Origin of the sequence: Steroidobacter flavus, from assembly GCF_042651805.1 — a bacterium.
Lineage (GTDB): Bacteria > Pseudomonadota > Gammaproteobacteria > Steroidobacterales > Steroidobacteraceae > Steroidobacter > Steroidobacter flavus.
Window position 1 is genome coordinate 372832 of sequence record NZ_JBHSDU010000015.1, and the last position, 14591, is coordinate 387422.

At 61.7% G+C, this 14591-nt stretch carries 12 protein-coding genes; 3 read left to right on the top strand and 9 right to left on the bottom strand.

The features are described from left to right. The first annotated feature begins 75 nt into the window (after window positions 1-75). Window positions 76-873: an IclR family transcriptional regulator domain-containing protein gene (locus ACFPN2_RS29460; protein ID WP_380603379.1), complete on the top strand. Its 798-nt coding sequence runs from the start codon at window positions 76-78 to the stop codon at window positions 871-873. 4 nt (window positions 874-877) lie between these two features. On the opposite strand, the gene ACFPN2_RS29465 is transcribed toward ACFPN2_RS29460, so the two are convergent. The 7 genes from ACFPN2_RS29465 to ACFPN2_RS29495 are packed head-to-tail and all read right to left on the bottom strand — an operon-like array spanning window position 878 to window position 10362. Continuing rightward, window positions 878-1954, bottom strand: a complete 1077-nt coding sequence (locus ACFPN2_RS29465) for an amidohydrolase family protein (protein WP_380603381.1) — start codon at window positions 1952-1954, stop codon at window positions 878-880. Next, window positions 1942-2913, bottom strand: a complete 972-nt coding sequence (locus tag ACFPN2_RS29470; protein WP_380603383.1) for an N-acetylglucosamine kinase — start codon at window positions 2911-2913, stop codon at window positions 1942-1944. Before ACFPN2_RS29470 ends, ACFPN2_RS29465 begins: the two co-directional genes overlap by 13 nt. Next, window positions 2897-4078 carry an SIS domain-containing protein gene (locus tag ACFPN2_RS29475; RefSeq protein ID WP_380603385.1) on the bottom strand — a complete coding sequence of 394 codons (1182 nt, stop codon included), beginning with the start codon at window positions 4076-4078 and terminating at the stop codon, window positions 2897-2899. Before ACFPN2_RS29475 ends, ACFPN2_RS29470 begins: the two co-directional genes overlap by 17 nt. 3 nt (window positions 4079-4081) lie before the next feature. Next, window positions 4082-5371: a D-tagatose-bisphosphate aldolase, class II, non-catalytic subunit gene (locus ACFPN2_RS29480; protein WP_380603387.1), complete on the bottom strand. Its 1290-nt coding sequence runs from the start codon at window positions 5369-5371 to the stop codon at window positions 4082-4084. Beyond that, window positions 5368-6246 (bottom strand): EamA family transporter, encoded by an 879-nt coding sequence (locus ACFPN2_RS29485; RefSeq protein ID WP_380603389.1) that lies wholly within the window; start codon window positions 6244-6246, stop codon window positions 5368-5370. Before ACFPN2_RS29485 ends, ACFPN2_RS29480 begins: the two co-directional genes overlap by 4 nt. Then, window positions 6243-7559, bottom strand: a complete 1317-nt coding sequence (locus ACFPN2_RS29490; RefSeq protein WP_380603391.1) for a glycoside hydrolase family 27 protein — start codon at window positions 7557-7559, stop codon at window positions 6243-6245. Before ACFPN2_RS29490 ends, ACFPN2_RS29485 begins: the two co-directional genes overlap by 4 nt. A gap of 13 nt (window positions 7560-7572) precedes the next feature. Further along, a complete protein-coding gene (locus ACFPN2_RS29495) occupies window positions 7573-10362 on the bottom strand; it encodes a TonB-dependent receptor (RefSeq protein WP_380603393.1) in 2790 nt (929 codons plus the stop codon). Between the two features lie 166 nt (window positions 10363-10528). On the opposite strand from ACFPN2_RS29495, the gene ACFPN2_RS29500 reads away from it, so the two are divergent. After that, window positions 10529-11311 carry a DeoR/GlpR family DNA-binding transcription regulator gene (locus ACFPN2_RS29500; protein ID WP_380603395.1) on the top strand — a complete coding sequence of 261 codons (783 nt, stop codon included), beginning with the start codon at window positions 10529-10531 and terminating at the stop codon, window positions 11309-11311. A gap of 3 nt (window positions 11312-11314) precedes the next feature. On the opposite strand, the gene ACFPN2_RS29505 is transcribed toward ACFPN2_RS29500, so the two are convergent. Further along, a complete protein-coding gene (locus ACFPN2_RS29505) occupies window positions 11315-11809 on the bottom strand; it encodes a DUF4112 domain-containing protein (RefSeq protein WP_380603397.1) in 495 nt (164 codons plus the stop codon). Window positions 11810-11893: 84 nt separating this feature from the next. On the opposite strand from ACFPN2_RS29505, the gene ACFPN2_RS29510 reads away from it, so the two are divergent. Next, window positions 11894-13309, top strand: coding sequence for a cation:proton antiporter (locus ACFPN2_RS29510; protein ID WP_380603399.1), 1416 nt, complete (start codon window positions 11894-11896; stop codon window positions 13307-13309). A gap of 2 nt (window positions 13310-13311) precedes the next feature. Here the strand turns inward: ACFPN2_RS29510 and ACFPN2_RS29515 are convergent, their stop codons facing one another. Continuing rightward, window positions 13312-14472, bottom strand: coding sequence for a PilT/PilU family type 4a pilus ATPase (locus ACFPN2_RS29515; protein WP_380603401.1), 1161 nt, complete (start codon window positions 14470-14472; stop codon window positions 13312-13314). Between the last annotated feature and the right edge of the window lie 119 nt (window positions 14473-14591).

A 14591-nucleotide genomic window follows, 5' to 3' on the forward strand; every position in this document is an offset into this window, starting at 1 on the left:
CATGGTGGATCCCGCCACGGGAGCCGTCAATCGAGATCGCGGCGTTTTTTCGCTACCCGAAAAGAGCTCCTGGCCATGAAGAAAACGGCACGGCGCGAGGCGATGGGCGGCCTCGCGAAGGGACTGGAAGTCATTCGCGCGTTCACCTACGACTCGCCGTCGCTGACGCTGAGCGAGATCGCCAGTCGAGCGGGCCTGCCGGCCGCGACCGCGCGACGTTGTTTGCTCACGTTGGCGGAGCTTGGCTACGTCATGCAGTCCGGCCGGAATTTTCTACTGCGTCCCAAGGTGCTCGAGCTCGGCGCCGCGTATCTCGACTCGATGAACATCGAGGTGCTCACCAAGACCTATCTGGAGGATCTGGCACGCCAGACTGGCGACTCCGCCGCGCTCACCGTACTGGATGGAACTCACATCGTGTACGTGGCTCGCACGTCGGTGCGCACCTTGATGCGCTTGGAAGCTCACGTTGGCAGCCGTTTGCCGGCCTATCCCACCTCGATGGGGCGCGTGCTGCTCGCCGGCCTGTCCCCGGAACGGCTGCAGGAATATTTCGAGCAAGCGGAGATCAGTGCGCTGACCGAGCGCACGGTGACGGATCGCGCCAAACTACGTGCGCTGATCGATGAATGCCGACGGGTTGGCTACTCGGCGGTCGAGGACGAACTGGCTTACGGCGTCGTCGCTGTCGCGGTCCCGGTATTCGACAAGACCCGTCGTGTGGTCGCGGCGCTCAACAGCTCCAGTCACTCAAAGAAGATGACACGCGCGAAGCTTGCGACCGAACGACTGCAGCTGCTACGTAGCGTGAGCGCGCAAATCTCCCGAGAGCTGCATCGAGTGCCCGGCTTGTCGCTCAGCGCCCAGACGTGACCTGCTATTCCGGCCAGGCGGTCGGAAACAGGCGGCGGGCGTTGCCGCTGTAGATTCTGTCGATCACATCGCGCGGTAGCGCCAGGCCGCGAAAAGTCGCTGCAAACTCAGCCGAGTGCAACGTATCCGCACCGTTGAGAAAACGCCAATCGCTGCGCCACGCCTCATCCGCCTGAGCGGCGCACGCGCTGTCTTCTTGCGGGCCCTGACAGGCGATGTCCGTCGCATACAGAATCCGATCCTGGAACTGGATGAAGAAACGTCGCACCTTCTCCCGGTCGATGCTCGCCTGCAATTGCAGATGCGACATGCGTGCGGCGACATCCACGGAGGCATTGGGATAGCGATTCAGAAACTCGCCGATCCGATCGACGCTCCATTCGAGCGAGGCCAGGTGCACAGCGACGAACCGCAGCTTCGGATGGCGATCGAGCATGCGATCGCGCGCGGCGATCTGCTGTTCGTAGCTGGGCCACTCGGCATGCGTCGCCATGTGATACTGCGGATGTTCCTTGAAGTACTCACGGTCGCCATTGACCGTCATCTCGGACAACGGCAACCAGGCATTGCGCGGCTCACCCAGATGACCCAGCACCACCGTGCCGCGTGCTTCGAGCATACGAAAGATCGGTGTGAATCGCGGATCGTCGATCATCACCGCTCGACCATCGGCGTCGCGCTGTTGCATGCCGATGTCCTTCCAAACTTTCACCGCGACCGCCCCGGCGTCGAGCGCGTCGATCAGCTGTCGCTCGACGCCCTGCTCCCATCCCGGCCGCTCGCTACCCGCGGCATCGAAGGTCGTCGCGAACGCCACACGGTCGGGATAAGCCGTTCGTAACGACAGCGCGTCGCGATGCTGCTGCGGAAGTGCCGGAAAGTCGCTGTAGTTGACGTTGATGGTCAGGAGCCGAAAGTTATCGGCGCCGGCGCGTGACACGAACGTCGGCAACGTTCCGTGCAAGTGAACGTGTGTATCGATCTTCTCGACGTTCGCGAAGTCGGCGTCTTGATATGGCGCTTGCTCGGCCTGCGCAATTGCCATGCTCGAGAGCAGGATGACGAACACTACGCCGCGCACTGTTGCCTCAATGTTTGTACCGCTGATTCATTGAGCGGCTGAGCGGCGAGCTGGGCGGCATATAACGCAGCGCCAACGTCGGGTGTGTAAAGCGGCACTCGATATTCGAAACCGGCGTTTGCAGATTCGAGGGCTGAGCGAAAGGCGTCGCGTGAGAATGTCGTGCCGTTGAAGACGCCGCCACTGTGCGAAACCGGAATGACTTCGCCGTCCGGGACAGCTAACGACCGGCGTACCGCCGCCACGCACTCGACGAGCTCCTTCGCGCCTCGGTCGAAGATCGCCCTGGCCTGCGCATCGCCCGCTTGCGCAGCCTCATGCACCAGGATCGCAAACTGAGCGAACACGCTGCGAACGCTGCCCGACTCGCCATAGATGCGGGAACACAAGTCGAGATCGATCGTGAGCTCGAAGCGTGCGCGTACCAGTTCATAGAGCGGTCCGCGCGTGGTCCGGCCATCGCTCATGCGCGAAAACAAATTCAATCCTTCGCGGGCAATCCAATAAGCCGAGCCCTCGTCCCCAATCAGCTCGCCCCACCCGCCCGCGCGAGCATCGCGTCCGGCGTACTGGCCATAAGCGATGGACCCCGTGCCCGCGATCACACTGATGCCATCCTCGCAACCGAGCGATCCCGCCCAACTGCACACCGTGTCGTTGCCGCATCGATAGCGGCTCACATCGAGCAGCGACGCAGGCATCGCATCCATCGTGGCAGTGGTCGCGCTGTCCTCGCCATAGGCCGGCAAGCCGACGAACGCATAAGTTAGCTTGGCCGGTGCGCTCGCTGCTTTCTCCAGCGTCGCAGCAATTCCGCCAATCAGCAACTCCGTGGCCCGCGCGAATCCTTCGGCCAGATGACTGACACTCGGGCCTACGTGCCGCGCGCGGATGCGACCGCTCGCATCGATCAGCGCATAAGCCGTCTTGGTGCCGCCGCCATCAACGCCGAGAAACATGCTCGCGATGCTCTGACCAAGGATGAATGATCACTCCTTGAACGACGCGATTGACCACGCCCGCCGCATTCGGACGATCCGGCGTCAAGCCGAGCGCAAGGGATTGCAACAGTGCGTAACTCTGGGCCACCAGGATGTGCGCGAACGACAGCTCGAAGTCGCTACGGTCGCTCAAGGCGTCGTAAACCACATTGTCTCCTTCAGGCAAGCCGTCGGGCCGGGCACTGAGCGCAAGAATAGCGCCGGCGCGGGCATCGCGTCGAAGTTCGGCGAGCAGATCCAGATCGTAGGCTCGCGTGTACGGGTCATTCGAGACCATCACGACCACCAGCGTCCTGTCGTTGATCACCGTCTTCGGTCCGTGACGGAACCCGAGCGTCGATTCGGCCAGCGCGACAACCTTGCCGTCGGTCAGCTCCAACAGCTTGAGCGCGGCCTCCGAGGCCAAGCCTCGCAGCTCGTTACTGCCCAGATACACGACTCGCTGAAACTCGCGGGCCACCAACCCCTGCGCGATCGGCACGACCTGTTGTAACACCTTGGCAGCGGCAGTGGCGACGGATGCGACACCCTCGGGTCTCACGACGCCGAACGCGAGCGCAGCCGTCAACAGCATCGAGGTAAAACTCGACGTCATCGCGAAGCTTCGATCATTGGTCGCATCCGGCAGCACGATCAAATGAGCGCTGCGCAGTCCGCTCGTCCGCTTCGCCAGGTCTCCGTCGCCATTGCAGGTGATGATCAGATGATGCACATCGGCCACCGCGCGCTCAGCGAAGTCGACGGCGGCAACACTCTCCGGGCTGTTGCCCGAGCGGGCAAAAGAAACAAGTAACGTCGGCACGTCGCTTGGGAGCAGTGAACGCGGACCACTCACGAGATCCGTCGTCGCAATCGACTCGACGCGACGTTGCAATCGGACCGACAACGCCGGCACCAGACAATCGCCGATGAATGACGACGTGCCCGCGCCACTCATCACCACACGCAGTGAAGGATTCGTCAGCAGCGGCTGCAGGAATCGATCGAGCTGAGCGCGTTGCCCGGCGATGAGCCGTTCGACTTGGGGCCACACGGACGGCTGCTGCGCGATCTCGCGAGCAGTCCATTCGGCGCCGCGGGCTTGCAGCTCTGCCTGCCCCACGCCGGGAAAATCAGTCGCCATTGACTAGTACTCCTGAGAACCGGGCACACCGCAGGCGCGCATGTAAGGGCGCAGCGCCAGTGCGATGCCTTCGTTGAGCAACGCGTCGACATCGGCCTGCAATCGACCGGCACGCACTGCTTCGTATTGATGAGGTAAGAACTGACTCAGCAAGGTGAGTGGCAACGTCACGCCTCTCAACCGCGCGAGCAACGATTCGTAGGCCTGCTTGATGCGGGGATTCGGCCAGTAGTATCGAATGCGATCGCTCAGGCTGAATTGCAGATCGAGCGTCTCGCGCTCGGCGTCGTGATAGTAGCTGCGCCAGTGCCGTGGATCGTTGCGCATGACTTCGATCGCCGTGGCACGCAGGTCTTCTTGAGCGGCGCCGCCCGGCAACTCGTGCGCGATTGCCGCCAGGCCCCACAGGGTTTCGCGAAGGGCGTAAGTCGCGCCGGGCCCGACTTTCAGAATCGCGAAATGATCGCGCACCAGCGCTTCGAGATTGGGCGCGGTCTGATAATCCGTCGAGTGCGCCTCGAAGATGAATTGACGATCGTCGGCAATGAAGGCGCTCAACGCCTGCGCTTTGTTGGGGCGATAGTCGATCACTTTATGATGATCGAACTCGACGCCGGGTTGGACCACCAAGGCGATGACGCGCGACCACGCGGCATCGAGCCCGATGTCTGCGAACGCGATCTGATGCGCTTGAATGGTCGCGCGAGCCGCCTCTGGACGGGTGACTTCCAACTCGCCGAGCGATTCGGTGGCGCCGCCCGGCACGGGCACCTCGGTGCCGATCACATACACCGGCGGTTCACCGCCTGCCTCGTGCCACGCGTTTTCGGCGATCGCGCAAAGCCGCGCTGCTCGCCGGGCGATGGTGGCCTCCGGCAACGGCTCGGGATCGCCGCCGCACGCCATCGAGCAATCGAGATGAATCTTCCGGAAGCCGGCCGCAACGTATTGCCGAATCATTTCGGCGGACTTCGCCAGCGCCACGTCCGCAGGCTCCTGTCGCCAGGCATTGGGCCCGAGATGATCGCCGCCGAGCCACAGCATCTGTTCGCGAAAGCCAACTTGCTGGGCGATGTCGAGTACGAAGCGACGAAAGTCCACGGGCGTCATGCCTGTGTAGCCGCCGAATTGATTGACCTGATTCGACGTGGCCTCGACGAGCAGCGGCGCGTTGCTGGCGCTCGCCTCGCGCATGGCGCTCTCGATCACGCGCGGATGCGCCGAGCACAAGGAATAGACGCCCGCCTGCTCTCCTCGCTTATGCCGAGCCACGATATCGAGCAACGTCTTCATCGCTGCACCGACTCCTCAGGCTGCACGGCCAGCAACAACGCGGCCGTGAGCGCGAGCACGATGCCAGCAATCTTGAATGGCCCCGGGATGGCGCCTGCCAGCATCAGCGACAACAGCGCGGTCAACAGCGGCGCGCCGGCATTCACCAGCGGAGAAACAATGATGGCTTTGCCATAACGGAACGCGAACACGAGGGTGAGCGCACCCACCGCGTTCAATACTTGAATCGCGGCCGCCAGCCCCGGGCCATCGAGCGAATAATTGATGGGCTGAGAAAAATCCGTCATGGCCAGCGCCACCGGACTCAACAACAGGCCGCTCAGCATCATGTAGAAGAAGATGCTCGCGGCATCCATGGTGGCGTTCGCAAGCTTGATCACATACGCCTGCACGCCCCACGCCGCGAGCACGGCTAGCGCCATCGCGAACCAACTGCCGTAGCCCGCAGGCTCTCCATCCGCCCGATAATCAAACAGAGGCAGCGACAACAGCGCGAGCACGATGCCGACCAACCCGAGCAAGCCGGTTCGCTCGCGCAGAAGCGCGAATGACAACGCAATCGTGAGGGCCGGCGACAGCGAGATGATCGGGAAGATGAGATACGGCGGACCGATGCGGACCGCATGAAACAACAACAGCTGCCCGCCAGCGCCGAGCAGTCCGATGGCCAGGCCCAACGTCACCGAGCGTCGATCCCGGAGCAACGGCTGGTCGCTGCGCATCAGCACCAGAACGGCCGGCGGAATCATCGTGAGCGACCACACGACGTAGTTCAACGTCTCGGGCAGCCCGTTCTCACTCGGCAGCCCCGCCAATGCGCCCCACACGCCCCAGAGGACTAAGGTGGTCAGCGCGTAGAGCAGCCACGGTTTCATTGAACAGACCCTTGCTCAGCTGCGTCGCTCACGGAGCGACCGTTCGCGCTCGTCGACAACTGACGAATGCGGAACACGCGCGCTTCATGACTCTGCACTTCCGCCGTGAAAGGAATGTCGTACGTGCCAAGATCGCGGTGTTGCCACAGGTCGCGGATGCTGTAGCGATCCATCGGCACTTGCAGATCCGCACGGGGACTGAAAGTCATCGTCGCCGTCGCCGCGCCTCGGTTGAGCAGCAGGACGGCGTGACTGCCGTCCGCCAATTCCCTTGCGAATACTTCGAGATCGCCGTCATCGCGCACCTTGTGAGCCACGTTGCCTGCGGGATCTTGATTGAGCGCGATGACTTCTTTGTTGGTCAGCGTCTCGAGCGAATACTTATCGAGCTTGCGAACATCGGCGCCCACGAGCATGGGCGAGGACACCATCGCCCACAGGCTGAAGTGCGTGCGGTACTCGATGTTCGACGCGCCGGTGCCGACCAGCTGCTTGCTCTTGCCGTCGAGACCGACGATGAGCATGTCGTAGTCGTTCCAGTGGCCGGGGCCGGAATACTTCTCGAGGCCCACGCCGCGATCCAGCTGATCGAGCACGTCGAAATAGTATTGCTCGCGATTGCCCGGATAGTTGAAGTCATCGGAGATGTCCTGACCGATGCGCCAATGATTCACGCCGAGCGCGCCGGCCCACTCCCAGATATCGCCCCAGCCGCAATGACAGGCGTGCAAGACGATGCCGCGCTGCTGTGACATCAGCGCGTTCGACATCGTCCGGAAGATCTTCTGCAGCTCTTCCTTCGGGGCCTCGCGATGCGAGCAGCAGCTGTCGTACTTCAGATGATCGACGCCCCAGCTCGCGAACATCCTGGCATCTTCGGCTTCGTGCCCTTCACTACCCGTGTATCCGGCGCACGTCGTCTGCCCGGGACCCGAGTAGATGCCGAGCTTCATGCCACGCTGATGCGCGTAGTCGGCGAGATAGCTGATGCCACGGGGGAACTTCTTCGGGTCGTATTCGAGCGGATGATCCTTACGCGCGCCCTTATGGCGTTGCCAACCGTCATCCAGATTGACGAACACATAACCTGCGTCCCGCATCCCGTTGGCGATCATCGCATCGATGGACTCGATGACCAGTTGCTCGTTGATGTCGTCGCCGAAGTTATTCCAGCTGCTCCAGCCCACTGGCGGCGTCAGTGCCAATCCATTGCTGCGTGGCGCGGGCTGCGCCGCCGGGAGCGTCGAGGCAAATGCCATCGCGATCAGACCAACCAGACCCAACCCGCGGCAATGTTGTTTTTGATTGGCCACAAAGCTTCCTTCGTCAGAATTTCGCGCTGGCGCCCAACAGATACGATCGTCCCCAGGTCTCGAAGCCGGCAAGCATGTCGCTGCGGCCGCCAAGATAGACGAGGTTGTACTCATCGAGCAGATTGCGCCCTTCCAGGGACACGCTCAACGCATCGGTGATCTTGTAGGCGACCGAAGCGGTCACCCAGGTGATGGGCTGTGCCTTGGTCGACATATCGGCGACGGAATCGCTCACGTCCGTGTACTCGCCGCTGTAATCGGCCGCAAGCTGCGCGTCCCAACGATCGTTCTCGAACAGCACTGCGACGGAGTACGCGGACTTGGATACGTTTTCGAGCGGGCCGACGTGGACGCCGCCAACGTAAGCCTTCGTGTCGGTGTATGTATAGTTCGCGCGCACGCCGAAGCCGTTATCGAAGAAGTGCTGCACTCCCAGTTCCAGGCCGAGCACTTTGGCTTTGTCGCCGTTGATCGGCCGGCTCACGTCGTACAGCACCGGCGCCTCACCGGCCTCGCCGATGTTGCCGACCACGCCGATATCGACGTTCTCCTGCAACTCGGTGGTGATGAAATTCTTGATGTTCTTCCAGAACACCGTGCCGCTCAGGAGCGATTTACTGGCGAAGTACCACTCGGCCGACACATCGAGCTGATCGGCTTCCACCGGTTCCAGATTGGCATTGCCGTCGTAGACCACGAAGTAGTTGCGATCGAGCGTGTTATCGATGCGCGTCGGCGCGAGCTGGTTGAGTGAGGGACGGGCCATCACCTGGGCGGCGGCAAAACGCAACAACACATCGTCGCGCAGCCAGTAACCGACGTTGAGCGCCGGCAGGAACTTGTCGTAGCTGCCCTTCTGCTTCAGCGGCTCGGCCTCGCTGTAAGTGATATCGGGGCTGGAGGTGGGAATTTCCGGCGTCGGATCGTCGACGAACACGATTCTGTTGACGGCGGTTCTCGCGGTCGTGTCGGTCGAGACCCAACGCACGCCGGCACTCGCAAACCAGGCATCGCCGCGGAAGTTCGCGTTCAGATACAGCGCCTTGGTCTTCTCATCCACGTCATACGACTGCACCGGATTGAACGCCGGCGCCGTCAACGACGAATCGAACACCTCGCCGGTGGGATCGCCGTGCTCATCGAGGATGGGCTCGCCGTCGAGCGCACGCAGCGCATTCAGATATGAGCTCGCCGTGATCGACATAAAGCGGCGTGGATAACTGCCGCCGGCGTTGCGCATGAAATTCGGCAGCGCCACCGGCCGCACGACATGTTCCCCGAGGCTCGCAAAGGTCGTGTCGTACATGTTGCAGTACTGGCACGAGCCACCGTTCGTGTCGTTCTCGATGGTGTTTCGGACCTTGTTGCGGTCGGTGCTGGCAGCGCCGAACTGCAGTGTCTGTAGCGCGCCGAACTCGAGCTTCAGCTCGCCAGCAATGGAAAGGCCTGTGACTTCATCGGTCACATCGGTACCGGACAAGCCGGTGAAATGCAGGCCGTAATCGGCATCGCCCAGCGCGCCATTCTGCAAAGCCGTCGCGAGATCGCGGCCGTCTTCCAGGGTCACGCTGATATTCGGCAGGCCGCCGCTACGCATATCCACGCGCCCCGTGTGATGACCGCCGATGCCGGACACCATCCAGGTATCTTTGCCGCCCGAGTCGCGCTCGGCCTTGGAACGATAGGCGTCGAAGTTGAATTTGAGACGGTCCGTCGTCTGCCAGGTGGCATTCCAGCCAAACTGCGTGCTGTCGACGACGCGATGCTCGGTGATCGTGGAAATTTCCGGCACGAGCTGATCGATATCCATGCCCGTGACCCAGTGATCCCGGATGCTCACATTGCTCCAGCGATGCAAGCCCGTGTCTTCATCGAGAATGGAATCCTCGACGTAGTACGACTGGTGATAACCGACGGTCGGTGCATCCAGGCGCGTGAACATGCCGTCCACCGTCATCTGGAATCCGTCATTGACTTGCCACTGCCACACGGCCGTGACGCCGCTGCGCTTTTTTTGCTGGATGCGTGTGCCGAAGCTGGTACAGCACAGGCCGAGCAAATCGCTTTCGGCATCGGAGATTTCGCCGTCGCCGTTGGCGTCGAATTCGCCCGGCGAATCGGCCGTGATGAAATATTCGTGCACGGCGTCCGAGCGCACTTCGGTGTCCTGATACACGGCCGTGAGCATCACTCCCATGCGGTCATCGGCAAACGTATCGCTGATCACGCCACTGAATTTGTAGCCCGACTTCTCCGACAGGTCGTTGTAATCGCCTTCGACCGACAACGACGTCCGCAATCCCGGCCGATCCAGCGGCCGCGCCGTGGTCAGATTGATCGCACCGCCAATGCTGCCTTCGAGATTGACGGCGTTCGCGGACTTGAACACGTCCGCGCCCGCGATGATTTCCGAGGGCAACACATCGAACGCGAATTCACGGCCGTCGCCGTCGGTTGCGAGAATGCGGTTGTTCAATGTGACGATGCTGAACTCGGGGCCCAAGCCTCGCACGTTGACGTATTGGCCCTCGCCACCGCGGGTTCGTTGCAGCGTGATGCCGGTGATGTGAGATAGCGAGTCGGCGACGTTGTCGTCCGGGAAGCGACCGAGATCTTCGGCAACGATCGAGTCCTGCACGATCGGTGCCTCGCGTTTCTTGTCGCGGGACTCGGCAAGCGCGGCCCGCGTTCCGGTCACCACGATTTCCTCGAGTTGATCCGAGGACGTTTCTTGAGCCAGCGCCGCGGCGCCGAGCGTGACGCCGATCAGGGCGAGAGAGACCGCTTTATATGTGTGAGACATGGAGACCACCACATCCTTCTTTTGGCCAGGCACTCATCCTATGCGACGATATTCGAAAGTACAAGAAACTTTCGTTTACTTTCGTTTTTAGTTGGACCGTAAGAATTAATGGGTTATGCTTTCGCTCGTGGCAGAAACGAAAGGCTCTCACCTACCCCACGCAACCATGGCCAAGCTCAACAAGACTTCGATGGAAGAGCGCCGGCGGCGCATTCGCTCGCTCATCGAGACGAACACCCAAGGCTCGGTGGCCGAGCTGGCGGACAGCTTCGGTGTCTCGGCCGTCACTATTCGCACCGATTTGACGGCGCTCGAACAGCTGGGCGTCGTGGTTCGCACGCATGGCGGCGCCCTGCCCCGCGGCGATAGCGATGAGCTGCCGATCAACGTCAAACAAACATTGCACCGGGCGGAGAAAGTGCGGATCGCCTCGGCCGCGGCCGAGATGATTCGGGATGGCGAGACGGTGATCCTCGACTCCGGCACCACCACCGCCGAGATCGCGAAACAAATTCGCACCCTGAAGCTCGCATCGATCAACGTGATCACGAACGCGTTGAATATCGCGGTGCTGCTGGCGAATTCCTCGCACGTGAATGTGATTATTCCGGGCGGGGTGCTGCGTCAGAAATCGTTTTCTTTGTCAGGCCCGCAGGCCGAGCAGGCGCTGAGCACGCTGCATGCCGACGTATTGTTTCTCGGCGTGGACAGCCTCGATCCACAGATCGGGCTGATGACGCCCTACGTGCTCGAAGCTCAGTTGAATGCGCAGATGATCCGGATCTCACAACGGGTGGTCGCGGTCACGGATTCTTCCAAACTGTTACGACGGAATCTGTCGGTGATCGCACCGGTCGATCAGATGGACGTCTTGATCACCGATAGCGGCGCGGATGCGGCTTGCATCGAAGCGATTCGTGCCCAGGGCGTGGACGTTCGCCTGGTCTGACGCTCAGAACAGCTGCACGATGCCGTAAACGACCAGCACCGGAATCGCGATCAACAACAGCACCATCAAGGTCAGCAACAGAAAGAAGCCCGCGACAAACCAGCGGCTGCCCCGCCGACTGCCGACAGGATCCAGATGATATCGAGCGAGCAACGCGAGATTGCGGCTGTTGGACTTATAGGCGGCATCGAAGATATCGCCCGCGAACGGCACGGCACCGACGACGGTGTCGATCATGACGTTGCTCATCATTCGCAGCAGCACACTGCGTGGCGCCCCCATCCCGCGCGCTTCATTGATGATGTACGCCGAGATCAATGCCCCGAATGCATCCCCGAGCCCCGGCACCAGGCCGAGGATGGCATCCAGGCCGATGCGAAAGCCGCCAGGCAACGGGATGGAGTTGTCCATCAACCAGGCGAGCGAGCGCAGTCGCTTGACGCGCTCGGCGCTGTCGACCTCTCGGGCCGTGATCAAAGTGCCGGTGACTGTCTTCATGCTTCAGGAACGCCTATGGAGTACCCCGGTTCCGATTGAATAAGCCTGCATCGGCTCGCGCAGCCCGGCCATTACACTCCCCGGATGAAATTGCTCAAGCCCATTGCCGCCTATCTGTTGACCCTCCTCGTCGCCGGAGGTGCCATCTTTACCCTGATCCAGATGGGCAACTCGCTGCCAGGCCCGCAGCTCCCCGCCGTCGCTCAACAAGGTAGTCCGTGGGCGGCCTTGCTCGCCAATCTGAATCATCCGCTCAGTCATTTGTTCGTGCAGTTGCTGGTCATCATCGCGGTGGCCCGCGCGGTCGGCGGGATTTTTGCGCGCTTAGGATTGCAGGCCGTGGTTGGCGAGATGGTCGCCGGCATTCTGCTCGGACCTTCGTTATTTGGCTGGCTGTGGCCGAGCGCCTTCACCTTCGTGTTCCCGACCGACTCGATGGGCGCCTTGCGCCTGCTCAGCCAGGTGGGTATCTGCCTTTTCATGTTCTCGGTCGGCATGGAGCTCAACCTGTCCCAGGCCCGGAACAAAGCGCCCACCGCGGTCGCGGTCAGTCATGCCAGCATCGTCGTGCCCTTCGTGATGGGCGTGGCACTCGCCTACTTCGTGTTCGTCGACTTCGCCGGTCCGTCGGCGACGTTCGTCGGCTTCGCCCTGTTCATGGGCATTTCCATGAGCATCACCGCGTTTCCGGTGCTGGCTCGAATTCTTCAGGAGCGCGGCATGATGCGCACGCCCCTCGGCAGCACGGCGATCACTTGCGCGGCGGTCGACGATGTCACTGCCTGGAGCATCCTCGCCTTCGTCGTTGCGATTGTGAGATCGACCAGTCTCGGCGGCTCGGTGCTGGCGCTCGCGATGATCGGCGTGTTGCTCGCGGTGATGACACTGGGCGTGAAGCGCGCATTGCCCCGATGGCTTGGGCACAAGGGCTTGAATGAAGCCGAGCCCTCGAGCAGCACGCTGGCTGTGATCGTTTGTGTCGTGCTCGCCTCGGCGCTCAGCACCGAAGTCATCGGCATTCATGCGCTGTTCGGCGCGTTCCTGGCTGGTACCGTCATGCCGGAGGTGGAAGGATTCCGCGAGCGCATTCGGGCGCGAGTCGAAAAATTCAGCTCCGTTCTCTTGTTGCCGTTGTTCTTTGCATTCACAGGTCTGCGCACGGAGATCGGCTCGCTGGAAGGCGCGCACGGTTGGCTGCTGTGCCTGTTGATCATCGTCATCGCGACCACGGGCAAGCTCGGCGCCAGCGCCATCGCCGCCCGCTTGTCTGGCATGAAATGGAATGAATCGTTGCAGCTCGGCGCGTTGATGAATACGCGCGGTCTGATGGAGCTGATCGCGCTGAATATCGGCTACGACTTGGGAATTCTGTCGCCGGCCATCTTCACCATGCTGGTCATCATGGCCGTGGTCACGACGCTCATGACCGGCCCGTTACTGACACTGTTCTCTCGCAAGTCAGCCGAGGTGCCGACCGGCGGCGCCTATTCCGCGCAGTGAGGCTAGGCCGCCTCGGCGTCGTCTTTCTTTTCCGGCTCGGTCGCGAGCGACAAGGTGTCGTTCGTCTGAGCACGACCGTTGAGCTTGATGTTCAAGCGCAGCTCGTTGGCGGAGTCGGCATTGCGGATGGCTTCGTCGAAGGAAATCACGCCTTCGTTGTAGAGCTCGAACAACGACGCATCGAAGGTGCGCATGCCCAGCTCCTGCGACTTGCCCATGATGGCCTTGATCTCGTGAAACTCGCCCTTGAGCAGCTTGTCCGAGATGATCGGCGTGTTCAGCAGGATCTCGACAGCCGCGCGTCGACCCTTGCCGTCCGCGGTGCGCACCAGGCGTTGTGAAATGATCGCGCGCAGGTTGCTGGACAGATCCATCAACAGCTGCTTGCGACGATCCTCGGAAAAGAAATTGATGATGCGATCGAGCGTCTGGTTGGCGCTGTTCGAATGCAGCGTGCCCAGGCACAGATGACCGGTTTCCGCGAACGTGATGGCGTGCTCCATCGTTTCGGTATCGCGAATCTCACCGATCAGAATCACGTCCGGCGCCTGACGCAACGTGTTCTTCAGCGCGTTGTGCCAGGAGTGGGTGTCGATGCCCACTTCGCGATGGGTGATCAGCGACTGCTTCGACTGATGCACGAACTCCACCGGATCTTCCACCGTGACGATGTGACCCGGCGAAGTGCGATTGCGGTGATCGATCATCGCCGCCAGCGACGTCGACTTGCCCGACCCGGTCGCGCCCACGACCAGCACCAGACCGCGCTTGGTCATGATGATGTCTTTGAGCGTCTCGGGCAGGCCGAGCTTGGCCAGATCCGGAATGTCGTTGGCGATGGTTCGAATCACCATGCCCACGTTCTGCTGTTGCACGAACACGTTCACGCGAAAGCGCGCCACGCCCGGCACCGAGATCGCGAAGTTACATTCGAGATCGCGCGCAAACTCTTCGCGCTGCTTCTCGTTCATGAGGGAGTGAGCCAGCGCCCGCGTGACTTCGCCAGTGAGCTTCTGGTTGGTCATGGGCTTCATCGCGCCCTGCAGCTTCATCGAGGGCGGAAAGTCCCTGGAGACGAACAGATCCGAGCCGCCCGCCTGGCTCATGGCCGTCAATAGCTTGACGATGTATGACTTGGCCTGTTCTTCCGTCAGCGCGCCCATTGCCTACCCATTAGCTGTCGCAACCGGCGGATGCTAGCCAAGCCGCGACGCTTTGCCTGAGACGCTCGTCGCAGGCGGGCGCTTACGATGAAATTGTGAGGTCGTTCTGCGCGGCCGGG